The following is a 23,266-nucleotide window of genomic DNA, read 5'->3' on the forward strand; positions in this document are numbered from 1 at the left end:
TGGGGGGTAGCGGGGTCCTCCAACTACAGCTCTCCGGCCACCCAGCGGTCGATGATGTGCCGCGCGATGGACACCGCCGGCGGCAGCGCCTGCGGACCGGTGCCCGCGCGCAGCTCGTCCCGGGTGAACCAGTGCGCCTCCTCGATCTCGTCCTCGTCGACGCGCAGCTCGGTGCCGACGGCGCGGGCGACGAAGCCGAGCATCAGCGACTGCGGGAACGGCCACGGCTGGCTGGCGACGTACCGGACGTCGGTGACCTCGATCCCGACCTCCTCGGCGACCTCGCGGGCGACCGCGGCCTCCGCCGACTCCCCCGGCTCCACGAAGCCGGCCAGGATCGAGAACCGGCCGGCCGGCCACACCGCCTGCCGGCCGAGCACGCACCGGTCGCCGCCGTCGTGCACGAGCATGATCACGGCGGGGTCGGTGCGCGGGAAGACCTCGACCCCGCTCTCGGGGTCGCGCTGCACCCAGCCGGCCCGCTCGACCGTGGTGCGGGCGCCCGTGAGCGGGCTGAACCGGTTGCGCTCGTGCCACTCCACCATCGCGACCGCCTCGGCCAGCAACCCGGCGTCCAGGTCGCCCAGCGCGGCGCCCACCTCCCGCAGGCCGGCCCAGCGGTCCACCGTCCGGCCGGCGACGCCGACCCCCTGGGGCGCGCGGACCGCGGCATAGGCGGCGCCGTCGGCCCGCCCCAGGTAGATGCCGCCCTCGGGGAAGCTCGCGCGCTCGTCGTAGACCAGCTCCGGACCGGCGTCGCCCTCCCGCACCGGCACGGTGCGGCGCTCGTCGACCAGCAGCACCCGCACCGGGCGCCCCTCGGCCGGATCGGGCAGGGACCGGGCGAGGTGGCCCCGGTCGTGCCCGGTGCGCGACAGCAGCGGGACGTCGGTGGTCGCCCCGGCCCGGCGGTCCTCGGGCCAGTCCCCCCGGCGGGTCGCCGGAGGCGGGTTGTCGGCCGGGGTGCTCCCGCCCGCCGGGACGCTCACGCCTGCACGGGGACGTCGGGGGCGGTGACCTCGACCGGCCCCATCGCACCGAGCGGCACGGCGATCTGCGCCGCGTCCCCCACCACGACCGCGGTGAGACCGGCCGGGGCGAGCCAGCGCTGGGACGCCTCGGTGACCTCCTCGATCCCGACCGTGGCCAGGGCCCGCTGGTGGTCGGCCAGCCACTCGGCCGTCAGGCCGGCCCCGAACAGCGAGGACAGGGTGCTGGCCAGCCCGGCGTGCGTGGCGGTGCGGAGGGCGAGGCTGCCCAGCAGGTACCGCCGGGCGGACTCCAGCTCCGCATCGGTGACCGGGGTGAGGGCCATCCGGCCCAGCTCGTACCAGGTCTCCAGCAGCGCCGGTCCGGTCACCGCGGTGGCGACGTCGGCGTCCACGGTGAACGACGAACCGCCGCGCAGGTGATCGACCGCGCTGCGCGGGCTGTAGGTGTAGCCGCGCCGCTCGCGGATGTTCTCGACCAGCCGGGAGGAGAAGTAGCCGCCGAAGACCATGCCGGCCAGCCGGGCCGCGGCCAGCTCCGGATCGGTGCGGCCTGGGGCGGGGCCGCCGAGCCGGATGTTGGACTGCACCGCGCCGGGCCGGTCGACGACCCGCAGCGGGCCCGGCTCGAGGACCGGGACGGGCGCCGCGGTGACGGCACTGCCCTCCGCCGTCCAGCCGGTCAGCGCACCGGCGACCGCGTCGGCGGCGGCGGCGGGGTCCACCTCGCCGACCAGGACCAGCGTGCTGCCCGCCGGCAGCACCCGGTCACGGTGCAGCTTGCGCAGCGCGGCCGGGGTGACGCCGGCGACCAGGTCGGCGTCGGGCAGCTGCTGCGCGTAGGGGTGGGCGCCGTAGAGGCGGGCGGCCAGCGCGGTCCGGGCGATCACCCCGGGCTGCGACCGCGCGATGCGCAGCCGCTCCACCACGCGGGACCGCTCGGCGTCCACCTGCGGCGCCGCGTAGGCCGGCCGGCTCAGCAGCTCGGCGAGCACGCCGAGAACGGCGCCGAGCCCCTCGGGCAGCAGGGTGGTGCTGAACTGCAGCCGGTCGGCGTTCGCCGAGACCGACAGCTCCGCGCCCTGCGCCTGCAGCAGCTGGGCGATCTCCAGCTGGTCGTGGGTGCCCGCGCCGAGCAGCAGGGCCCCGGTGAGCACGGAGGTGCGCGCCACGTGGGCGGCGGCCGAGCGCGCGGAGGAGGCGGCGAAGGGCACCCGCAGCCGGAGCTCCACCAGCGGCACCCCCGGCCGGGGTACGACGACCAGCCGCAGCCCGTTGGGTAGCGACGTCTCGTGCACCTCCGGGACCGTCGCGGGGCGGGGCTCGCCCAGCGGCGGGACGAGGGAGAGGTCGAGCACGGGTGCGGTCATCGGGCGGCTCCGGTCGCGCGCAGCTCCAGGACGGCGGCGGTGTCCCGGGACAGCCCGCGGGCCGCCGCCTGCACCTGGTCGGGGGTCACCGTGGCCAGCAGGGCCGCCAGCTCGCCGGCCAGCTCGGCCCGGCCGTGGATCAGCTCGGCGGCGGCGAAGCCCAGCGTGCGACCGAGCACCGAGTCGGCCTGGCGCAGCAGCTGCGCCTCGGCCCGGGCCTGCACCCGGGCGAGCTCGTCGGCGCCGACGCCGTCGGTCGCCAGCCGGTCGATCTCCTCCTGGACCGCGTCCAGCACCTTGTCCACCGGGACCTCGGCGGGGTGGTGCACCTGGGCGACCAGGAGGGTGGCGTCCCGGACGTCGAAGGGGTCGCCGAACAGGCCGAGGTAGCTGTGCTGCGCCACCGCGAGCCGGTCGGTGTGCAGCAGCCGGCGCTCCAGGCGGGAGGCGTCGCCCTCGCTGAGCACCTCGTTGAGCAGCACGGTGCCGAGGTAGGTGTCCAGGTCGCCGACCGGGTCGGGCACCCGCCAGCCGACGGCTACGGCCGGCGCGGGGGCCAGCGGGTCCTCGACGACGCCGCGGCGGACGGTGGTGGGCGATGGCTCACCGGTGTGGGGGACCGGCGGGGCCGGGCGGGCCGGCACGGGGTCGAACCACCGGCGCACCAGGGTCTCGGTGTGCACCGGGTCCAGGTCGCCGCCGATGCACAGCACCGCGTTCGCCGGGGTGTAGTAGCGGTCGAAGAAGTCCTGGGCGTCGTCGACCGTGGAGGACTCCAGGTCGACGAAGGACCCGTAGCCGTCGTGGGTGTTGGCGAAGCTCTCGAACGCGATCGGCGGGAGCTGCAGCCAGGGGAAGGCGCCGTAGGGCCGGTTGAGCACGTTGACCCGGATCTCCTCCTTCACCACGTCGATCTGGTTGCGGAGGTTCTCCTCGGTGATCGCCGGGGCGGCCATCCGGTCCGCCTCGAGGAAGAGCGCGCGCTCCAGCGCCTCGGCGGGCAGCGCCTCGTAGTAGTTCGTGTAGTCCTGGTGGGTCGAGCCGTTGAAGGTGCCGCCGGCGGCCTGGACGAGGCGGGCGTGCTCCATCTTCGGGACGTGCGCCGAGCCCTGGAACATCATGTGCTCGAACAGGTGCGCGAACCCGGTGCGGCCCGGGGGCTCCGAGCGCATGCCGACGTCGTAGAAGACGCTGACGGCGACGACGGGGACGCTCCGGTCGGGGGCGAGGACGACCCGCAGCCCGTTGTCGAGCGTGAACCGCTCCACCGGGTGCCGCAGGGTCAGTGGGGCTGTCACGGGACCGACCCTAACCGCGCCGGGAGGCCCGTCGCCGTCCGGTTCCCGATCAGATCAGCTGGACGTCGGCCAGCACGCGGTCGATCACGCCGTACAGCTCGGCGTGCGTGTTCGGGATGGAGAGGTAGAGCAGCGCGGGCGCCGGCCGGCCGACGTCGACGAGCAGCAGGGCCGCCCGTTCCCCCGTCGAGTCGTAGCCGGCGACGTCCCAGGACAGGTCGAACTCGTAGACCCAGCCGGCGGCGCCGTCCACGGTGACCGCTTCGTCCCGGCGCACGGTGCGCTCGTTCGGCGCCGGGTAGTGCGCGGCGCGGACGTAGTCCGCGATCGCCGTGGTGGTCGCCTGCAGGCTGCCCGCCCCACTCCACCCGAAGCCCTCCCCCAGCGGCCCGGACGTGCACTGGGCGATGAACACGTCGAAGCCGTCGGGCAGGTTCTCCTGGGTGACGAAGTACTGCCCCGCCGTCTCGGTGGTCTCCAGCTGCGGCCCGCGGTCCCACTCGAACCAGCCGTCGCCGAGGAAGGGGTAGGAGATCCCGGCGGGCTCGTCGAAGATGCGCACCGTCCCGGGCGGGAAGGTGGGACCGGCCTGGGTCGGCGGCACCTGGAGCGGCGCGTCCGCCACCTCCTCCGGCGATCCGCCGGACAGCACGCCGGCGAGAACCAGGACGGCGACCAGCAGCAGCGCACCCAGCCCGGCGCCCCACGGCCACCGGCGCCGGCGGCGGGGCTGCTCCGGCGGGCCGCCCCACTGCTCCCACTGCGGTGCGGCCGGCGGCTGGAACGGGGCGCCGACCTGGACGCCGGGGCCGGCCGGGGTGGTCACGTCCGACCAGGTCATCCCGTTCCACCAGCGCACCAGGCCCGGCGCCCCGTCCGGATCGGGGTACCAGCCCGGGGCCGGCGCGCCCTGTGGCCCGCTCACCGTCGCCGTCCGGAGCTCCGCCGCCGCTGCAGCACGGTGGCCGCCAGGACGGCGAGCAGCGCAGCGGCACCGGCGGGCACGATCCGACGCGGCCCCGGTGCCCGTTCGCCCGTCATCCCCGTGGCGTCGTCCGCGGGCCGGGCGACCTCGACGCCGCTGAGCGCCAGCGCGGCGCGGGCGGCGGCGGCCATCCCCCCGGCGGAGGTCCAGCGCCGCTCGGGATCGGCGGCGAGCCCGCGCTGCACGACCCCGTCCAGCTCCGGGGGCAGCCCAGGGCGCAGCGCCGAGGGCGCCGGCGGGTCGGCGCCGGGCTCGGGGCGGGCACCGGTGAGCAGCTCGAAGAGCAGGCCGGCCAGCGAGAAGACGTCGGCGCGGCCGTCCACGGGTCCACCGGCGGCGAGCTCCGGGGCCGGGTGCTCGGAGTCCCGGCCGGCGCCCGGCGCGGTCCCGAGGTCGGCCAGCAGGACGGCGTCCCCGCCAGTGCCGGCCGGGCGCGCCCTCACCAGCACGTGGGAGGCACCGACGTCCCGGTGCACGAGACCCGCGGCGTGCACGACGTCCAGCGCCCGGGCCAGCTGCCCGACCACGTCGACGGCACGCGCCGGGTCGAGCGGACCGGTGCGGGCGAGCACCTCCGCCAGGTGCTCGCCCTCGACCAGCTCGGTGGCGACGAACAGCCGGCCGCCGACGTCCCCGTACCGGTGCACGCGGACCAGGTGCGGCTCGGCCAGCCGGAGGACGACGGGCAGCTCGCGGAGGAACCGCTCCCGCCGGCCGGGCTGCGGCGCCAGCACCCGGAGGACGACGTCCCGCCCGAGCGCCGGGTCGTGCGCCCGGACCAGCTGGTCGGTGTCGCCGTCCCCGAGGAGGTCCAGCAGCCGGTAGCTGCCGAACCTCCGGTCCCCGCCCACGTCCCCCGCCACGGGATCAGCGCGGGAACGGGACGGTGGCGAGCTCCCGCCATAGGTGGGCGGCCGCCTCCGCGCCCCGGTGCAGCATGGGCAGCAGCACCCGCTCGTTCGGCGAGTGGATCCGGTCGGTGGGCAGACCCGCGCCGAGGAAGACCAGGGGCGCGCCGAGGATGCCGGCGAGGTCGGCCTCCGGGCCGCTGCCGCCCTCGCGGGTGAACAGCACCTGGTCGGCGTCGGTGTCGAAGGCCTGCGCGATCGACCGCAGCAGCGCGTCCATGGCCGGGTGGTCCAGGTCGCTGGCGCACGGCGCGACACCGCCCGGCGAGACGTGCACGTCGGCCTCGATGCCGGCGGGCAGGTTCGCGGCCACCCAGGCGCGCACCTGGTCGCCGAGGTCGGCCGGCGCCTGGTCGGCGACCAGCCGGAAGGTGATCTTGGCGTGCGCCTCGGCGGGGACGATGGTCTTGTGGCCCGGGCCGGTGTAGCCGCCCCACATGCCGTTGACCTCCGCGGTCGGCCGGGCGCCGATCCGCTCCAGGGTGGTGAAGCCGGCCTCGCCGCTGGCGACCCGGGACGCCGCCGGCCCGGCCAGCCAGGCCTGCTCGTCGAAGGGCACCCGGCCCATCAGGTCGCGCTCCCGCTCGGTGAGCGGGCGCACCGTGTCGTAGAAGCCGGGCAGGGTGACCCGGCCGTCGGCGTCGTGCAGGCCGGCGAGCAGGGTGGCCAGCGCGTGCAGCGGGTTGGGGACGGCGCCGCCGAAGGACCCCGAGTGCAGGTCCACCCTCGGGCCGCGCAGGGTGATCTCCGCGTCGGCGAGCCCGCGCATGGCGGTGACCGCGCTGGGCACGCCGGGCGCGGCCATGCCGGTGTCGCTGACCACGACGACGTCGCAGGCCAGCCGGTCGGCGTGCGTGCGGAGCAGGTCGGCGAAGTACGGCGACCCGGACTCCTCCTCACCCTCCACGATCAGCTTGACGGTGACCGCGGGGGTGTCCCGGCCGGTGGCGGCCAGGTGGGCGCGCATGCCGAGCAGGTGGAACGCGACGTTGCCCTTGTCGTCGATCGCGCCGCGGGCGCGCAGCTCCGGTCCGTCGGGCCCCTCGACCAGGGTCGGCTCGAACGGCGGGTGCTCCCACCGCGCCACCGGGTCGACCGGCTGGACGTCGTGGTGCCCGTAGACCAGGGCGACGGGGGCGCCGGCGTCCGCCGACGGCCACTCGGCGAACACGGCCGGGGCACCGGCGGTCTCCCAGATCTCGACGGTGGGGAAGCCGGTGCGCCGCAGCGCCCCGGCGAGCCACTCCGCGCTGGCCCGCACGTCCGGCGCGTGCGCCGGGTCGGCGGAGATCGACGGGATGCGCAGCCACGCGTCGAGGTCGGCGTGCAGGTCGTCGCGGTGGGCGGTGACGAAGTCGCGTTCGGCGCTGCTGCTCACGAGTTCTCCTCGCTGGCGCTCGTCGAGCGCGTTCGCGGTGCTGCTGTGCTCATCCGTTCGCTCGCAAGCTCGCTCACGGCCGTGACCGTATCCCCCGGCACCGCGCGGCCCGGGCAGGGACCGGGCTACGTTGCGTGCATGGGCGTGGGGATGCTGCAGGTGGACGTCGGCGACCTGACCTTCGACGTCCGGACCGACGGGCCCGACGACGGGCCGCCCGTGCTCCTGCTGCACGGGTTCCCGGAGACCTCGCTGTCCTGGTCGGCAGTGACGCCGCTGCTCGCGCAGACCGGGCTGCGCACGTACGCGCCCGACCAGCTCGGCTACTCCCCCGGCGCCCGCCCGCTCGACGTCGACGCCTACGCGCTGACCAACCTGGTCCAGGTCACCGCCGACCTGATGACCGCGCTGGACGTGCCGGTGGCGCACGTGGTCGGGCACGACTGGGGAGCGAACGTGGCGTGGGGCCTGGCCGCGTGGCACCCCGACCGGGTGCGCACGCTGACCGCGGTCTCGGCGCCGCACCCGACCGCGTACACGCTGGCCTACCGGGCCGATCCGGAGCAGAAGGAGCGGTCGAGCTACATCGCGCTGTTCCGGCAGGAGGGCAGGGCCGAGGAGGTGCTGCTGGCCGACGGCGCCCGGCGGCTGCGCCGGGTGCTGGAGGCGCCCGGGCTGCCGGCGGAGGCGGTCGACGCCTACGTGGCCCAGCTGTCCGCACCGGGCGCGCTGACCGCGGCGCTGAACTGGTACCGGGCGTTGAGCTCGGGCAACCACGTCGACCCGGTGGACGTGCCCACCACCTACGTGTGGAGCGACGGCGACGTCGCCGTGGGGCGCACCGCCGCCGAGGCGTGCGCGGACCAGGTCACCGCCGACTACCGGTTCGTGGAGCTGTCCGGGATCTCCCACTGGGTGCCGGAGCAGGCGCCCGAGCAGCTGGCCCGCACCGTGCTGGACCGGATCGCCTCCGCCGGGGCGCTCACGCCCTGACGTGCGCCGGCGACCCCCGCGTACCGCGGACGCGCGGGCATTGCGAGGAGCCGCCGCACCCTGCCAGCATCCTCCACCGAGTGCTCGGCGACCCCTGAGGGTGCGGGTGATCGGGATGCGACGCGCGACGCGACCACGCCTGGCAGCTGTCTGGTGCGCCATCGCCCTGCTCATCCTGGTCGGGTGCGGAGGTGATCCCGACCCGGCTGCCGGCGACGCTGCGGATGACGCCGAAGCCGAGGTCCCGGCGGACGCCACGGACGCCCTGGACGTCCCGACCGAGGCCCCGGCCGGCGCGCCGGACATCGATCCGTGCAGCCTGGTCAGCGACGAGGAGATGGCCGGGATCCTGTCCGAGCAGCTCCCCGACGACGAGGTCGCGGTCACCGTGACCTCCGAGATCGCATCCGGCTCCGGGAGTCCCAGCTGCACGTACACGTGGACCCGGAGCACGTGGAGCGCGGGCTCGGGCAAGGAGTTCACGATCGCGGTGCTCCCCCCGGACGACCTGCAGTTCACGGCCGGTCTTGGTGAACGCATCCCGCTCGATGGCGTCGGCGACGAGGCCTTCGAGATGAACGAGAACTACTTCGCGCGGGTGGGGGACGTGGTGGTCCATCTCGTAAACCTCCAGGAGACGCCCGCGGCGTCGGTCGCGGTGCTCACCGCGGCGGCCGAGAGCCTGTAGCGGCGCGCGCCGGCGGGCCCGTCAGCCGGCGCCCGTCACCAGGACCAGCAGACCGGCCTCGTCGAGCAGGTCGACCGGGCGCAGCGTCCTGTTGGCCGCCACGTGGTGGAACCCGGCGCTGACCCGCTCGACCGGCACCCCGGTCAGCCGGGACCAGCCCAGCCGGTAGGCGGCCAGCTGCACCCCGGCGGCGGCCAGCTCGGCCGGGCCGGGCACCGGGCCGGTCTTCCAGTCGATGACCTCGAAGCCGCCCTGCCCGTCGGCGAACACCGCGTCGATCCGCCCCCGCAGGGTCAGCGGACCCAGCGGCGTCTCGAACGGGGCCTCCACGTCGACCGGCTGGCGGTCGGCCCACTCGCTGGCGAGGAAGGCGTCCTGCAGGGCGGTGAGCGCCTCGTCGGGGGCCGCCTCCGCGTCGCCGGAGCCGGGCAGCTCGTCGAGGTCGATCAGCCGGGAGGTGCCGAACCGCTCCTCGAGCCACGCGTGGAACGCCGTCCCCCGGCGGGCCAGCGGCGCGGGGGCGGCGGGCATCGGCCGGCGGAGCCGGCGGGCGAGCTCGGCCGGGTCGCGGCGCAGCGCGACGAGGGCGGACACCGACAGGTGCGGTGGCAACGGCACGTCGACCACGCCGCGGCCGGCCTCGGCGCGTTCCCGCAGCAGCAGGTCGGCGTCGCGCAGCCAGTCGGCCACCAGGGGGTCGTCGGTGGCGCGGAGCGCCTCGTCGGTGAGCGGGTGCGGCTGCGAGGCGGCCACCAGCTCGGCGGCGGCGGACAGCGCCCGCCGGCGACCGGAGGACAGCGGGTCGGCCGGCCAGATCCCGACCGGCCACTCGGCCAGCGCGGGGTTCTCGGCGTCGTCGGCCGGCGGCGGCGCCCACGCGTCGACCACGCCCGCACCGGCCCCGACCGCGTCCTTGACCGCCAGGAGCAGGGACGACGGGCCGCAGGCGGTCTTGCCGTCCCGCCACCAGCTGCCCGAGCACAGCAGCAGGTGCTTGGCGCGGGTGACCGCGACGTAGCCCAGCCGGATCTCCTCGGCCAGGCCGAAGTCCTTCCACTCGGCGACGTAGTCCTCCAGCGCGTCGCGGACCGCGGCCTGGTCTCCGGACCCGGGCACCGGCAGGTGCAGCCGGGGCAGCTCGGCGCGGTCGGTGGTGCGCAGCTCGACCGGGACGGCGCCGGGGTCGCGGATCCAGGAGTCGGAGGCGTCGGACCGCGCCGGGAACTGGTCCTTGGTCATGCCGGGGACGGCGACGACGTCCCACTCCAGACCCTTGGAGGAGTGCCCGGTGAGCAGCTGCACCGCCTCCGGGTTCACCGCGACCTCGCCGGGCTCCAGGCCGCGCTCGCGGACTTCCGCGTCGGCGAGGTACCCCAGGAACGCCGGCAGCGAGGGCAGTTCGGCCAGCTCGGCGAACTCCGCGGCGACCTCGTGCAGGGCGTCGAGGTGGGTGCGCGCGCCGCCGGGTGTGACGTCGGGGTGGCTGGCCAGCTCCGTCTCCAGCCCCAGGGAGCGCACCACCTCGTCGACCAGGTCGGGCAGAGACTCCCCCAGCCGTCCGCGCAGCGAGCCGAGCTCGGCACCCAGCCGGCGCAGCCGCCGGAACCCCTCGGGCGAGAAGGCCTCGGGCCGGCCGAGGTCGTCCAGCGCCTCGATGATGCTGCCGCGCTCCCGCGGGAGCTCGGGGGCCGGCGCGTCCGCTCCGCCCTCCGGTGCGGGGCGGGCCGCGGCGCGCTCCTTGACCAGCGCCCGCGACCGGGACTCCAGCGCGGCCAGGTCGCGCGGGCCGATCCGCCACCGGGCGCCGGTGAGCAGCCGGCCCAGCGCGTCGCCGGCGCTGGGGTCGACCAGCACGCGGAGGGTGGCCACGACGTCGGACACCTCGGGGACGTCGAGCAGGCCACCGAGCCCGACGACCTCCACCGGGAGCCCGCGCTCGCGCAGGGCGGCCGCGATGCCGGGCAGCTGCGCGCGGCGCCGGGCCAGCACCGCGATGGTCGGGCGCTGCCCGTTCGCGCCGGTGCTCGTCCAGCACTGCGCGAGCCGGTCGGCCAGCGCGGCCGTCTCCTCGGCCACGGTCTCGTAGAGCCCGACGTGCACCGCTCCGGGACCGGCCACCGGCGAGGGCGTCAGGTCCGGCAGCGGCTGCTCCGGCTCGGGCAGCGCGGCGGCCACGGTGTTGGCGACCGCGAGCACGGCCCGGTCGTTGCGCCAGCTGGTGGACAGCGTGAGCCGCTCGGCCGGCCGGTCGGGGGTGCCCGGGAAGGTGCGGGCGAAGCGCTCGATCGTGCCGGCCGAGGCGCCGCGCCACCCGTAGATCGACTGGCGGGGGTCGCCGACGGCGAGCACCGGGTGCCCGCCCGGGCCGCCGAACAGCGCCTCCAGCATGCGCAGCTGGCCGACGCTCGTGTCCTGGTACTCGTCGAGGAGCACGACCCGCCACCGGGCCCGCTCCCGGCGGCCGACCTCCGGGGAGCTGACCGCCACCCGGGCCGCGAAGGCGACCTGGTCGGCGTAGTCGATGGCGCCGGCCGCGCGCTTGCGCGCCTCGAACGCCTCGACCATCGGCAGCAGCGCGGCACGGGCCCGCTGACGGCCGAGCATCTTCAGCACCTCGGCGTAGGGGCCCCGCTTCTTGGGGGCGTCGGGGTAGCCGCGCAGCTGCTGCTCGAAGCGGACGGTCCAGGCGCGCAGGGCGGCCGGGCTCACGTCGTGCTCGCCGAGCTCGGCGGCGAGCTGCAGCACGTCCTCGGTGGTGGTGACCAGGCCGAGGTTCACGTCGGCCATGTCACCGGTGTGCGCGGCGACGACGGTGGCCGCCTGGCCCCAGCACATCGCCGGGCCGAGCACCCCGGCGCCGGGCTCGACGCCGATCCGCAGCCCGTGCTCGGCGACGATGCCGGCCGCGTAGCCGTGGTAGGTGGCGACCGTGGGCGCGGCGATGGCCAGCCGCTCCCGCAGCGCGGGATCGGTCTGCGGGTGGTCGGCCAGCGCGCCCAGCCGCAGCCGGACCCGCGCGTTCAGCTCGCTGGCCGCCTTGCGGGTGAAGGTGAGCCCGAGCACCGCCTCCGGGGCGACCAGCTGGTTGGCGACCAGCCAGGCCACCCGGGCGGCCATCGTCTCGGTCTTGCCCGAACCGGCGCCGGCGACGACCACCAGCGGCCGGTCGACCGGCGCGGAGACTACGCCGGCCTGCTCCGGGGACGGGGCGTACGTCAGGCCGCAGCGGGTGGCCACCTCGGCGGGGGTGAGCAGCTCCGGCGGCTCCGGGCTCGTGACGGGGACCATTCCGGGCAGGTCGAAGGCCAGCTGCCCGTCGAACGCGGACCGGGCGCTCATCGGGTCACCTGCCGGCCGGACTCCTGCATCGGGCAGCTGCGCCGGAACGCGCAGCGCTCGCAGTCGGTGTCGGTGCGCGCGGCGAAGCTGCCGCCGCCCATTCCCTCCCCGACCTCGGCGATCAGCTGACCGGCCCACGTCTCGCGGGGTCCGACGTCGGCCGGCAACGGCGGCTGGTGGTGCTCCTTGGCCGCCTTCTGCACCCCGCCGACCTGCAGCAGCGCGGCGCCGCCGGGCACGGTGCCGTGCTCGGCGAAGGCGCCCTCGGCCACCGCCACCTGGTAGGCGGCGAGCTGGCCGTGATCCTCGACCGTGCGCGGCGGCGTCTTGCCGGTCTTCAGGTCGACGACGACCAGCCGGCCGTCGGCGTCGCGCTCCAGCCGGTCGACCTGGCCGCGCAGCCGCGCCCGGCCGACGACCACGTCGAAGTCCTCCTCGGCGGCGATCAGCTCCCGGTCGCCGCGGGTGTGCCAGACGACGAACTTCGCGAGCATCTCCTGTGCGCGCTGCCGCTGGCGCTGGTCGAACCAGCCGGGGCCGAGGTCCAGGCCGTCGAGCTCGGTGTCGAGCACCGCGGCCGCCTCGGCCGGCGGCAGCCCCTCGGCCACCTGCTGCGCGACGTCGTGCACCGCGGAGCCGACGGTGCGGGTGGCCTCCGGTGCCGCCTCGGCGCCCACCGATCCGAGCACCCAGCGGAGCGGGCAGCGCTGGAAGGTGTCGATCGCCGAGGGTCGCACCGGGACGACGGCGTCCGGGTCGACGAGGGGCGCGTCGTCGGAGAGCGGGGCCAGGCCCCACCACCCCGCCGGGCCGGCGCCGGGTACCCGCTCGTCGGCCAGCCGGCGCAGCACCGCGGCGGCGCTCGCCCGGCGCGGGGCGGGGGTGTGCGGATCGGTGAGGTGCCGGCGCAGCTCGGCCACCAGCGCGGGCAGGGTGAGCTGCCGGGGCAACGGCGTGTGCGGCCGGGCGCCGTCGGTCCCGGGCGGCGGCGGGGCGATCAGGTCGAGGAAGCGGGATGCCGTCGCGCCGGCGTCCCCGCCCTCCAGCGCACCGTCGACGGCGGTGACCAGCAGCCGGCGGCGGGCCCGCGTGCAGGCGACGTAGAACAGCCGGCGTTCCTCGGCCAGCGCCAGCGTGCGGCGGTCGAGGGTGGCCGGGTCGGTGCCCCCGGCCGCCTCCACCAGATCCTCGGCACCGAGCAGGCTGGCCCGGGTGCGCAGGTCCGGCCACACCCCCTCCTGCACGCCGGCGACGCAGACCAGGTCCCACTCCAGGCCCTTGGCGGCGTGCGCGGTGAGCAGCCGGACCGACTCCCCGGCAGGTGCGCGGGCGGCGCCGCTGTCACCGGGCAGCTGCTGGGCGACCAGGTGCTGCACGAAGGCGGCCACGCCCGCGTGCGGCAGCCGGTCGACGAACCCGGCCGCGGCGTCGAACAGCGCGACGACGGCGTCCAGGTCGCGGTCGGCCACCGCGCCGGACGGACCGCCCGCCGCGCTGGCCCGTCCCCAGCGGCCGGCCAGCCCGCTCGCCTGCCACATCGCCCACAGCACGTCCTCGGCCGAGCCTCCGCCGGCCAGGCTCACCCGGCCGGCGGCCAGCACGCGGGCCACCCGGTGCGCCGCGCGGGCGACGTGCTCGGGCATCGCGTCGAGCAGGGTCGCGTCCAGGAGCACCGCGGCCAGGGGCGCGCCGCGAACGGCGGGGTCCTCGCCGCGGGCGGCCATCGCGCGGCGCGCGGCCCGGCGCAGCCGCCGCAGGTCCAGCACGGTGGCGCCGCCGAGCGGGGAGGCGAGCAGCGCCTCGGCCCCCGGCTCGTCCAGCCCGGTCTCGCCGGCGACACCGTCGGGGCCGGGTGCGGCCGGCAGCAGCGCGCCCACGGCGGCGAGGAAGGGCTGGACGGCCGGCTGGGCGGCGAGCGCGACGTCGTCGGCGTTGACCGCGACCGGCACCCCCGCCTGGGTCAACGCCCGGCGGACCGGGCCCAGGCTCGCGGAGGCCGAGCGGACGACGACCGCCATCTGCGACCACGGCACCCCGTCGAGCAGGTGCGCGCGCCGCACCGTGTCGGCGAGGAAGGCGGCCTCCACGGACGGCGAGTCGAAGACGTGCACCTCGGCCGCGCCCGGGTCGATGCCCTCTCCCGAGGTGAGCCGGCGGTGCTCCCACGGGCCGGGCAGCCCCTCGGCCACCCGTCGGCTGACGGCCAGCAGCTCCGCACCCGAGCGGCGGCAGACACCGAGGGAGAGCCGGTCGGCGGGGCGGCCGTCGCGGTGCCGGAACCGGGTGGGGAAGTCGATGATCCCCCGGGGCTCGGCGCCCCGGAACGCGTAGATGGCCTGGTCCGGGTCGCCGACGGCGACCAGGTTGCCGCCACCGCCGGCCAGCAGCTCCACCAGCTCGACCTGCGCGGGGTCGGTGTCCTGGTACTCGTCGACGAACAGCCAGCCGGCCCTGGCCCGCTCGTCGCGCAGCAGCTCCGGGTCGTCCCGCAGCTCGTCGATCGCCGCGCGGACCAGCTCGGCGGGGTCGTAGCCGCTCGCGCCGCCCCGCGCCGCGGTGGTGAACGCGGTGACGCCGGCGTACTGGTCGGCGAACGCGGCGGCGGCCTCCCAGTGCGGGAGCCCGCGGGCCCGGCCCCACTCGGCGAGCTGGATGCTGCCGATCCCCCGCTCGGTGGCCCGCAGCAGCAGCTCGCGCAGCTCGTCGCGGAACCCGTCGGTGCCCAGGGCGGCCGAGAGCTCGCCGGGCCACCGCACCGCGCCGTCCTCGTCGGCGTCACCGCGCAGCAGCTCGGCGACCACCGCGTCCTGCTCGGCGGCGGTGAGCAGCCGCGGAGCCGGCTCGCCGCGCAGCACGGCGGCGCGGCGCAGCACGCCGAACGCGTAGGAGTGGAAGGTGCGGGCGACCGGCTCACGGATGGTGCGGGCGACCCGCGCGGTGATGCGGGTGCGCAGCTCGACGGCGGCCTTGCGGCTGAACGTGAGGACCAGCATCCGCTCGGGGTCGACGCCCGCGTCGATCCGGGCGGCGACCGCCTCGACGATCGTCGTCGTCTTGCCGGTGCCCGGTCCGGCGAGCACCAGGAGCGGGCCGCCGGGGTGCCCGACCACGGTCTGCTGGGCCGGGTCGAGGCGCGGTCGCACCAGCGGCACGGCCGCCGGCTGGACCAACCGGTAGACCGGCGCCGCGCCGTCGCTCCGCTGTGTCGTCTCCCCCCGCACCCCTCGATGACACCACGCGGTGCCGACAGTTCCGTTGGCCCCGTCCCGGGTTCCCTCGCGAGCTCGCGAGCGGAGGGGAGGACGGGGTCCTTCAGCACTCCTCCGGCCAGCCGACCGCGGCCAGGTCCACCCGGGATCCCCGCAGTGGCACGCCCTCGCCGGCCAGCAGCGCGAGCTGGCGGACCCGGACCGGCTCGGCCGCCGTCCCGTCCGCCCGCACGACCCGGTGCCACGGCACCGCCGCGCCGCCCCCGGCCAGCGCGCGGGCGACCCGCCGGGGCCCCACCCCGACGAGCCGCCCGATCGCGCCGTAGGTGCTCACCCGGCCCGGCGGGATCGTCTCGACCACGTCGAAGACGGCCTCGTCGACGTCCTCCGCCGACCGGCCCACCGGCCCGGGTGCCCGCACCGCCGTCCCTCCGGGCTCAGCTCTGGTAGTCGGAGTTGTTGGACCACCACTCGTAGAGCGTGGCGACGTCCTCCTGCGTGCTGCCCGGCGAGCGCACCACGCCCTCCGTGAGGAACTCGTCGTCGGTCCAGGCGATGAGCGCGTTGCCGTCCTCGGTGATCGCGCAGACCACCTGGCCGCCCACGCTGCCGTCCGGGTAGGTCCACTCGCCGGAGCCCATCGCCGTCGCGCAGTCTCCGTCGGCCGGGAGCTCCGTCGTGCCCAGGCCAGCCACGTCGGTGGAGAAGACCTCGTCCAGCGTGGCCTTGTCCGGGTACAGGTAGAACTGGGCCTCCGCCGGGCCGGGCTGGGTCGCCGCCGCACCGCAGGAGGCCGCAGCGATGTCGCCGTCCCCGGCGAGCGGCACCCCCGCGCAGTCGGTGAAGTCGAGCGGGAGCGTGGCCACGAACTCCTCGTTGGCGTCGCCGCCCGAGCCGCCCGGCGGCGGAGCGGCGGTGAACCCGCCGCCCGAGCTGCTCGACGGCGCGCTCGGCGACGACGACGGAGCTGCGCTCGTGGCGCTCCCGGCGGCCGTGTCCGTGTCCTCCTCCGGGTCGCCGCCCAGCGTGAAGAGCAGCACGGCGGCCACGACGGCGAGGACCACGAGGCCGGCGATCAGCGCGATCACCCCGGTGCGCTTCCCGCCGCCCCCGCCGGGAGCACCCGGGGCGCCCGGCCCGCCCGGGCCGCCCCAGCCGGTCACGCCGGGCTGCGGCGGCTGCCCGGGGACCCCGAACACCTGGGTCGGCGACGGCCCGCCCGGCGCCGGCGGCTGACCCCAGCCACCCGACGGCGGCTGCTGGCCGGTGGGCTGACCCCAGCCACCGCCCTGGCCCGGCTGTGCCGGCGGCTGGCCCCAGCCACCGGGCGGCGGCTGCTGACCGGCGGGCTGACCCCAGCCACCGCCCTGGCCGGGCTGACCCGGAGGTGGGCCCCAGCCCGGCTGCTGCCACCCCGGCTGGCCCCAGCCGCCCGGGCCGGGCTGCTGCGGGGTCGGAGCGGACTGCGGGTGCTGCGGAGGCGGACCGGACGGCTGGTCCCAGCCACCGCCCCGACCCGGCTGGTCGCCGGACGACGACCGGTCGTCCGGTCCGCTGGGGACCTGCCCCTGGGGTGGCTGACTCATCGGTGACCCTCTCTGCTGTGCGCTGCCGGGGAGGCAGCCTAGGGGGTCGGGGCGACGGTTCGGCCGGACGCGGACGCGAGGGTCCCGGCGCTCAGGCCCGCCGGCCGAACCGGGCCAGCAGCCGGGTTTGCGGATCGGCCCCGGGGGGCACCGGCACCGGCGGGTCGATCAGCCCGGGGACCCCGCGGTCGCCCAGCCGCTCCTCCGCGTACCGCCCGGCTGCCGCGACCAGCTCGGGGTCCAGCCGCGTGACCCCGCCGATCGCGCGGGCCAGGTCCCAGGCGTGCACCGTGAGGTCGGCGGTCATCTCGACGAGGTGGTCCGCCGCCGGCGCCGGCCCACCGGAGAGCTGGACGCTGCGGTCCAGCGCGTCCGGCGACGCCCAGGCGGTGAGGGCCGCGTCGCCGGCGGTCTCCCAGGCGGTGAGCGGATCGCCGCCCAGCAGCTCGTCCGGGTCGGTCGGGATGCGCGGGGCGACGGCGTCCGGGGACTCCCCCGCCAGCAGCGGTGGCACCCGCAGCTGCTCGCTGGTCAGGTGCGCGACGAGGTCGGCGACGCTCCACGCCGGCAGCGCCGGGGCGGCCCAGTCCCCCGCCGCCACGGCGTCCACCCGATCGGTGAACTGCGCCTGGGCCCGTTGGAAGAGCAGCAGCAGGTCGGCATGGGGGGACGCGGGCACGGCGCCAGTAAACGCAGCCGGGGCCCGGTCCGCCGAACGGCGGGCCGGGCCCCGGGTGAGCTGCTGGAACGGCCTCGTCCCAGGGCCCCACGGCGCCGGCCCCTCCCGAAGCTCGCCCCAAGCTTGCGAGGGACGAGGAGGACGGGGGTCCTTCGATCGTGGGGAGGGACGGGGTCCTCTCAGTAGGTCGGCAGGGTCTTGTCGATCCGGGTCGCCCACGCGGTGACGCCGCCCTGGACGTGCACGGCGTCCCGGAAGCCGGCGTTCTTCACCGCGGCGAGGACCTCGGCGGAGCGCACCCCGGTCTTGCAGTGCAGCACGATCGGCTTGTCGTTCGGCAGCTGCGCCAGCGCCCGGCCGGAGAGGATCTCGTCCTTGGGGATGAGCCGCGCGCCGGGGATGGAGACGATCTCGTACTCGTTCGGCTCGCGGACGTCGATGAGGTCGAAGTCCTTGCCGGCGTCCATCATGTCCTTGAGCTCGTCGACGGTGATCGTCGCGCCTGCTGCCGCCTGCTGGGCCTCGTCGGAGACGACGCCGCAGAAGGTGTCGTAGTCGATGAGCCCGGTGATCGGCTCGGCCTCCGGGTCCTTGCGCACCTTGATCGTGCGGAAGGTCATCTCCAGGGCGTCGTAGACCATCAGCCGGCCCAGCAGCGTCTCGCCGATGCCGGTGATCAGCTTGACCGCCTCGGTGGCCTGGATCGCTCCGACGGTCGCGCAGAGCACGCCCAGGACGCCGCCCTCCGCGCAGCTCGGCACCATGCCGGGCGGCGGCGGGACCGGGTACAGGTCGCGGTAGTTGGGCCCGTGCTCGTCCCAGAAGACCGACACCTGGCCGTCGAACCGGTAGATCGAGCCCCAGACGTAGGGCTTGCCGAGCAGCACGGCGGCGTCGTTGACCAGGTAGCGGGTCGCGAAGTTGTCGGTGCCGTCGACGATCAGGTCGTACTGGCTGAAGATGTCCAGGACGTTGTCGCTGTCCAGGCGCGTCTCGTGCAGCCGGACGTCGATGTTCGGGTTGATCTCCTTGATCGAGTCGCGCGCGCTCTCGGCCTTGGACCGGCCCACGTCGGACTGACCGTGGATGATCTGGCGCTGCAGGTTCGACTCGTCGACGACGTCGAACTCGACGATGCCCAGGGTGCCCACGCCGGCCGCGGCCAGGTACATCAGCACCGGGGAGCCGAGGCCGCCCGCGCCGACGGCGAGCACCTTGGCGTTCTTGAGCCGCTTCTGCCCGTCCATACCGACGTCGGGGATGATCAGGTGGCGGCTGTAGCGGCGGACCTCGTCGATCGACAGGTCCTCAGCGGGCTCCACCAGGGGTGGCAACTGCACGGGGCGCTCCTCACACGGCTGTGTCGTCAGGGCAGGCCGGCCCGGAGGCCGACGTCCTGAGGTGCTCAACAGCCTGACACGGCCCCCTCATTCCGCCGTCCGCGGTCCGGGTCGTGATCTCCGACGGACCGTCAGCGGGGACGGGCGCCCAGCACCACGAAGTCGCCGTGGGTGCCGTAGCCGAGCACGTCCTCGTGCCACGCCGTCCCGTCGAACGTGAGCAGCCACCAGGGGGCCCGGCGGCCCTGTCCGGCCCGGACCACCGCGGGGTGCGGGATGTTCGTCCCGTAGGGCGCGGCCAGGTCGCCCAGCCGGCGCAGCCGCAGGTCGTACACCGGGTAGCGGCGGCCGTCCCCGTCGCTGGCCAGCACGTACCACTCCCCGCCGATCGGCGTCAGCAGGCTGCCCTCGGTCTGCTCGAGCGAGGCGTCCGCGGCGACGAGGCGCAGGCCCTGGGCGTAGTCCGCGCCGGTCGCGACGGCCAGCGCCGGGTGGAAGGTGTAGCGGGGCGAGAACGCCAAGCACTCCACGAACGCCAGGTGCCAGCGGCCGTCGAGCAGGGCCAGCGACGGGTCCCAGGCGCTCTCCTCGGTCGGCAGGTCGAGCCGCTCGGTCTCCAGCACGTGCACGCCGGTGAGCAGGTCCTCGCTCGTGGTGGTGTGCCGCACGTGCACGCCCACCGCGGTGTCGTGGTCACCCCAGGAGGAGACGACGACGATCGTCCGGCCGGCCGGCTCGTCGACCACCAGGTGCCCGGCGTGGTCACCGAGCACCCGCCCGTCGCGGGCGGAGAACAGCGCACCGACCTGCTCGAGCCGTGCGGGGTCGGCGAGGTCCAGCGTCCAGACGCCCCAGTGGGCCTGCTGGAAGAAGCCGAGGCCGGCGCTGGTCATGGTGAGGTACAGGCGACCGTCCACGACGTACGGCGTCCCGTCCGGCCGGCGCACGACCTGCGGGTCACGCACCCCCACCGGGCCGGACAGTCCGGCCCGGACCCGGCGGACCCCGGCTGCGCTGCCGCCGCCGGCCCCCCACGCGTACTGCAGGCCGCCCAGGACGGCGGGGTCCCGCAGGTCCAGCGCGGTCCGGACCGGGTCGCGGGAGGTGAGCAGCGGGCACAGCGCGTCCCCGGCCGGGGCGGCCAGGACGGTGACCTGGTTCTCGTTGACGACGACGGCGACCTGCCCGGCCGGCTCCGGGAACAGCGGCGCCGTCCCGGCCACGGTGACGCCGTCCGGCCCGGTGACCTCGATCCGGACCTCCCCGGTCGCGGCGTCCCACCGGGCGAGCACGGACCCGGCGGGCCCGGAGAGCCCGGCGACCAGCCCCTCGCCGACCCCTGCGGGCCGAGGTCGAGCACGACCGCGCAGAAGGGCGCCACCGGTCCGGACCCGAGCAGCCGGAGCCCACCGTCGCGCTGGGCCTCCGGGTCCACCTCGTCGACGGCGACGAACGGCGAGAGCACCGAGCGCGGCCGGTGGCGGTGGACCTCCTCGAAGCGCAGCCGCAGGGGGTCCAGCTCACGTCGGCCGAACACGGCCACCTCCTCGGGTCGGGACCGGCCGACTCACGGGAACGGCCGGCTCACGGGAACGGCCGGCTCACGGGAACGGCCGGCTCACGGGAACGGCCAGGCGTTCTTGGCGCAGCCGTCCAGCCCGAGCGTCTGCTGCTGCATGACCGGCGCCACCTCACCGGTCCCCGGGCACGGCTGGTGCCCCCTGCCCAGTGCGTGCCCGACCTCGTGGTTGACGACGTACTGCCGGTAGGTCGCCACGTCCCCGGCGTAGTCGGGGACGGCGGTCTCCCACCGGGCCAGGTTGATGACCGCCCGCTCGCCGTACCGGCAGGACGTGTACCCGCCGGTGCCGACGCCCGGGCAGTAGGTCTCCATGCTGCCGGGGCTGATCAGGCTGACCCGGAAGACGTAGTCGCCCGCGGCGGCCTCGGCGGCGCCGACCCGCTGGAAGGACAGCGCGCCGCCGTGCCCCCACGACCGCCCGTCCCCGAGGGTCGCCTCGACCGCCGCGGCGAAGCCGGCGGGGTCCACGCCGATGCCGTCCTCCACCTCGACGACGAACTTCTGCAGCGGTCCGCTGCCGTACACCGGGGAGACACCGTCCACGACGGTGACGCTGCCGGCGCCCTGCTCGACGTAGGTGGCCGGCGCCGCGCTGGGCGGGGTGGCGGTGGGCAGCCCCTCCCCCTCGGCCGGCGGTGGCGCGGGCGTTCCGGCGGGGCTCGGCGCACCAGGCGGGGTGGCCGTGGTCGCGCCGGCGGCGGGCGCTGCCTTGTAGGACCCGCCGTCGGCGGTGGCGGCCACGTCGGCGACGGTCAGCAGGGTCGCGACGGTCAGCAGCGGGATGGCGTACGCCCGCCAGCCGTGCCGGCGGACGAAGCGCCGGACCCAGCCGTCCGGCTCGGCGACGCGCCGGCGGCGGGAGGCGGGGCGGGCCAGGGGCCCGCTCGCCGGTCCGTACTGGTCCCGCGGCGCGACGCGGGGCGGCGGACGGCGGGGCACGGGACCGGCCGGCACGGCAGGGCGCACGTACGGGCCCAGTGGTCCCGTCGCGCGAGGTGTCCCGGCATGCGTCCGCACGGGCGGTCCGGCGGACCGGTCCGGGTGGTCCGGCCTGGTCACGGCGGTCAGGCTCTCACGTGGCAGCGCGTGGGCGGCGCAGCCACCCGGGTATCGGTCTCGTGTCGGCCGCGGCTCACCCGCGCGCCGCCGCCTGGCCGGCCGGAACGGGCGCCGCGGCGTCCTCGGCGAGCGCGAGGACCGCCCGGGCGGTGGGCTCCGGTGACTCGAGCATGGCGAGGTGCCCCACGCCCGGCTGCATCTGCAGGCGGGCGTCCGGCAGCACGCCGACCAGCCGCTCGGCGAGCCCCGGGTCGACGAGCTTGTCGCGGTCGCCCCACACCACCAGCGTGGGCGCACGGACCGAGCGGGCCATCCGCCAGGCGTTGGCCCGGCCCAGGCGCAGGTAGGAGGTCATCAGGCCACGGAGGCTGCGGGTCAGTGCCTGCCCGGCCCACGGCTGGGCGTCGTACTGGCGCAGCTCCTCGACCGCCTCGTCGAAGCGCTCCTCCGGCACCCGGCGCGGGTCGCCGAAGCACATCTGCAGCAGGCCGCGGACCCGCTGCTCCGGGCTGACCCCGGCGATCCGCCGTCCCGCGAGGGAGGGCACACCCGGCAGCAGCACCAGGGTGATGGCCCGGTCGAAGGCCGGTGGGACCCGGTAGACCGGCATCGCCGGCGAGATGAGCGTGAGGGTGGCGACCAGGTCGGGACGGCGGGCGGCCACCCAGACGCTCACCAGCCCACCCAAGCTGTTGCCGAGCAGGTGGACCGGCCGCCCCTGGCCGGGACCGGGACGGGCGACCATCCACTCCAGGACGTCGACGACCGCCTCGACGTGGCGGCGCATGGAGTAGTCCCGCGCCGTGGGCGCGGACATCCCGAAACCGGGCAGGTCGAGCGCGTAGCCGTCGAAGCGGACGGCGAGCAGCGCGGCCAGGTCGGTCCAGTTCGTGGACGCGCCACCGAGGCCGTGCACGTAGAGCGCGCGCTCCCGGGGCGGGTCGCCCTGCTCCGGCGGCGCGGGGTCGAGCGGCCCTCGCCAGGGGGTACAGCGGACCAGGACCTCACCGCCACCGGACACCGGCACCATCTGTCCCGGCCACGGCGGGATGGGCGCCCCCAGCGGCCCCAGCCGTGCGAGGGGTGTCGAGGACAGCCGTGCGTCGGTCACCTGACCGACGGTAGGACACCACTGCCCGCACCCGCCCGGAGTGGGGCCGTCCGGCCGATCCGCGCCATCCCGGCCGGGCCGCCGTAAGATCCCCGGGCCATGCAGCCCAGCCGCCCCGTCCCCGCGCCGCCGGCCCAGCGCCGGACGGCCCGCCTGCCGCGGGGCGCGCGCCGCGTGCAGCTGCTGCAGGCGGCGCAGGACGTCTTCGTCGCGCAGGGCTTCCACGCGGCGGCCATGGACGACATCGCCGACCGCGCTGGGGTCAGCAAGCCGGTCCTCTACCAGCACTTCCCGGGCAAGCGGGAGCTGTACCTGGCGCTGCTCGAGCAGCAGGTCGAGGAGCTCACCGACCGGGTGCGCCAGGCGATGGCCGGCACCGACGACAACCGGGCCCGGGTCAACGCGGCGGTGGGTGCCTACTTCGCGTTCATCGACGCCGACGGCGAGGCGTTCCGGCTGGTCTTCGAGTCCGACCTGCGCAACGACGCCGAGGTGCGGGAGGTCGTCGACCGGGGCACCCGGGCGTGCACCGAGGCGATCGCCGAGGTCATCGCCGCGGACACCGGCGCCGACCAGGAACGCGCGCTGCTGCTGGCCTCGGGTCTGACCGGGTTGTTCGAGAGCAGCGCGCGGTGGCGGATCGCACACAAGGGCACGCTGTCCCGCGAGGAGGCGGTGTCGCTGATGTCGACGCTGGCCTGGCGGGGCATCTCCCGGTTCCCCCGCCGGGACGACGTCGAGGCCGACTGAGC

General features: G+C 76.5%; 18 protein-coding genes. 3 read left to right on the top strand and 15 right to left on the bottom strand.

The genetic code is table 11. The features are described 5' to 3' along the window. Positions 1-23: 23 nt before the first annotated feature. The 6 genes from nudC to HK417_RS11395 are packed head-to-tail and all read right to left on the bottom strand — an operon-like array spanning position 24 to position 6,928. Complete coding sequence (gene nudC, locus HK417_RS11370; protein WP_222266440.1) at positions 24-989, bottom strand: NAD(+) diphosphatase; 966 nt, start codon at positions 987-989, stop codon at positions 24-26. Beyond that, positions 986-2,359: a M16 family metallopeptidase gene (locus HK417_RS11375; protein ID WP_222266442.1), complete on the bottom strand. Its 1,374-nt coding sequence runs from the start codon at positions 2,357-2,359 to the stop codon at positions 986-988. Before HK417_RS11375 ends, nudC begins: the two co-directional genes overlap by 4 nt. Continuing rightward, positions 2,356-3,657 (bottom strand): M16 family metallopeptidase, encoded by a 1,302-nt coding sequence (locus HK417_RS11380; RefSeq protein WP_222266444.1) that lies wholly within the window; start codon positions 3,655-3,657, stop codon positions 2,356-2,358. Before HK417_RS11380 ends, HK417_RS11375 begins: the two co-directional genes overlap by 4 nt. A gap of 49 nt (positions 3,658-3,706) precedes the next feature. Then, a complete protein-coding gene (locus HK417_RS11385; protein WP_222266446.1) occupies positions 3,707-4,582 on the bottom strand; it encodes a DUF2510 domain-containing protein in 876 nt (291 codons plus the stop codon). Continuing rightward, on the bottom strand, positions 4,579-5,505 hold the full coding sequence (locus tag HK417_RS26450) for a serine/threonine-protein kinase (protein WP_222266448.1): 927 nt from the start codon (positions 5,503-5,505) through the stop codon (positions 4,579-4,581). Before HK417_RS26450 ends, HK417_RS11385 begins: the two co-directional genes overlap by 4 nt. A 4-nt stretch (positions 5,506-5,509) precedes the next feature. Beyond that, positions 5,510-6,928 carry a M20/M25/M40 family metallo-hydrolase gene (locus tag HK417_RS11395; protein WP_222266450.1) on the bottom strand — a complete coding sequence of 473 codons (1,419 nt, stop codon included), beginning with the start codon at positions 6,926-6,928 and terminating at the stop codon, positions 5,510-5,512. A gap of 81 nt (positions 6,929-7,009) precedes the next feature. Here HK417_RS11395 and HK417_RS11400 point away from each other — a divergent pair, with 81 nt between their 5' ends. Together HK417_RS11400 and HK417_RS11405 are read left to right on the top strand one after the other, a co-directional pair. Then, complete coding sequence (locus HK417_RS11400; RefSeq protein WP_308123517.1) at positions 7,010-7,921, top strand: alpha/beta fold hydrolase; 912 nt, start codon at positions 7,010-7,012, stop codon at positions 7,919-7,921. A 115-nt stretch (positions 7,922-8,036) separates the two neighbouring features. Continuing rightward, complete coding sequence (locus HK417_RS11405; protein WP_222266452.1) at positions 8,037-8,609, top strand: hypothetical protein; 573 nt, start codon at positions 8,037-8,039, stop codon at positions 8,607-8,609. Positions 8,610-8,630: 21 nt separating this feature from the next. On the opposite strand, the gene HK417_RS11410 is transcribed toward HK417_RS11405, so the two are convergent. The 9 genes from HK417_RS11410 to HK417_RS11450 form a co-directional block, all read right to left on the bottom strand. After that, positions 8,631-11,948: an ATP-dependent helicase gene (locus HK417_RS11410; protein ID WP_222266454.1), complete on the bottom strand. Its 3,318-nt coding sequence runs from the start codon at positions 11,946-11,948 to the stop codon at positions 8,631-8,633. Next, positions 11,945-15,169 carry an ATP-dependent helicase gene (locus HK417_RS11415; RefSeq protein ID WP_222266456.1) on the bottom strand — a complete coding sequence of 1,075 codons (3,225 nt, stop codon included), beginning with the start codon at positions 15,167-15,169 and terminating at the stop codon, positions 11,945-11,947. The genes HK417_RS11410 and HK417_RS11415 overlap by 4 nt, the downstream gene beginning before the upstream one ends. 91 nt (positions 15,170-15,260) lie before the next feature. Further along, the gene (locus tag HK417_RS11420) at positions 15,261-15,578 is read right to left on the bottom strand and encodes an MGMT family protein (RefSeq protein ID WP_222266458.1); all 318 of its coding nucleotides are present in this window, start codon (positions 15,576-15,578) and stop codon (positions 15,261-15,263) included. A gap of 16 nt (positions 15,579-15,594) precedes the next feature. Continuing rightward, a complete protein-coding gene (locus tag HK417_RS11425; RefSeq protein ID WP_222266459.1) occupies positions 15,595-16,743 on the bottom strand; it encodes a hypothetical protein in 1,149 nt (382 codons plus the stop codon). 91 nt (positions 16,744-16,834) lie between these two features. Further along, positions 16,835-17,422: a TIGR03086 family metal-binding protein gene (locus HK417_RS11430; protein WP_222266462.1), complete on the bottom strand. Its 588-nt coding sequence runs from the start codon at positions 17,420-17,422 to the stop codon at positions 16,835-16,837. A gap of 179 nt (positions 17,423-17,601) precedes the next feature. After that, positions 17,602-18,762 (bottom strand): adenylyltransferase/sulfurtransferase MoeZ, encoded by a 1,161-nt coding sequence (moeZ, locus tag HK417_RS11435; RefSeq protein ID WP_222266464.1) that lies wholly within the window; start codon positions 18,760-18,762, stop codon positions 17,602-17,604. A gap of 131 nt (positions 18,763-18,893) precedes the next feature. Next, positions 18,894-20,054 carry a hypothetical protein gene (locus tag HK417_RS11440; protein WP_222266466.1) on the bottom strand — a complete coding sequence of 387 codons (1,161 nt, stop codon included), beginning with the start codon at positions 20,052-20,054 and terminating at the stop codon, positions 18,894-18,896. 326 nt (positions 20,055-20,380) lie between these two features. Next, positions 20,381-21,310, bottom strand: a complete 930-nt coding sequence (locus tag HK417_RS11445) for a DUF3152 domain-containing protein (protein ID WP_308123518.1) — start codon at positions 21,308-21,310, stop codon at positions 20,381-20,383. 166 nt (positions 21,311-21,476) lie between these two features. Beyond that, on the bottom strand, positions 21,477-22,514 hold the full coding sequence (locus tag HK417_RS11450) for an alpha/beta fold hydrolase (protein WP_222266468.1): 1,038 nt from the start codon (positions 22,512-22,514) through the stop codon (positions 21,477-21,479). A gap of 99 nt (positions 22,515-22,613) precedes the next feature. On the opposite strand from HK417_RS11450, the gene HK417_RS11455 reads away from it, so the two are divergent. Then, positions 22,614-23,264, top strand: a complete 651-nt coding sequence (locus tag HK417_RS11455) for a TetR/AcrR family transcriptional regulator (RefSeq protein WP_222266470.1) — start codon at positions 22,614-22,616, stop codon at positions 23,262-23,264. Positions 23,265-23,266: the final 2 nt, after the last annotated feature.

Origin of the sequence: Modestobacter marinus (assembly GCF_019799945.1) — a bacterium.
Taxonomy (GTDB): Bacteria; Actinomycetota; Actinomycetes; order Mycobacteriales; family Geodermatophilaceae; genus Modestobacter; species Modestobacter marinus_B.

Bases quoted from the DNA above. Each gene is read 5' to 3' on its own strand.
- HK417_RS11375 (WP_222266442.1), bottom strand. From the start codon at position 2,359: ATGACCGCACCCGTGCTCGACCTCTCCCTCGTCCCGCCGCTGGGCGAG.
- HK417_RS11405 (WP_222266452.1), top strand. From the start codon at position 8,037: ATGCGACGCGCGACGCGACCACGCCTGGCAGCTGTCTGGTGCGCCATC.
- HK417_RS11410 (WP_222266454.1), bottom strand. From the start codon at position 11,948: ATGAGCGCCCGGTCCGCGTTCGACGGGCAGCTGGCCTTCGACCTGCCC.
- HK417_RS11425 (WP_222266459.1), bottom strand. From the start codon at position 16,743: ATGAGTCAGCCACCCCAGGGGCAGGTCCCCAGCGGACCGGACGACCGG.
- HK417_RS11455 (WP_222266470.1), top strand. From the start codon at position 22,614: ATGCAGCCCAGCCGCCCCGTCCCCGCGCCGCCGGCCCAGCGCCGGACG.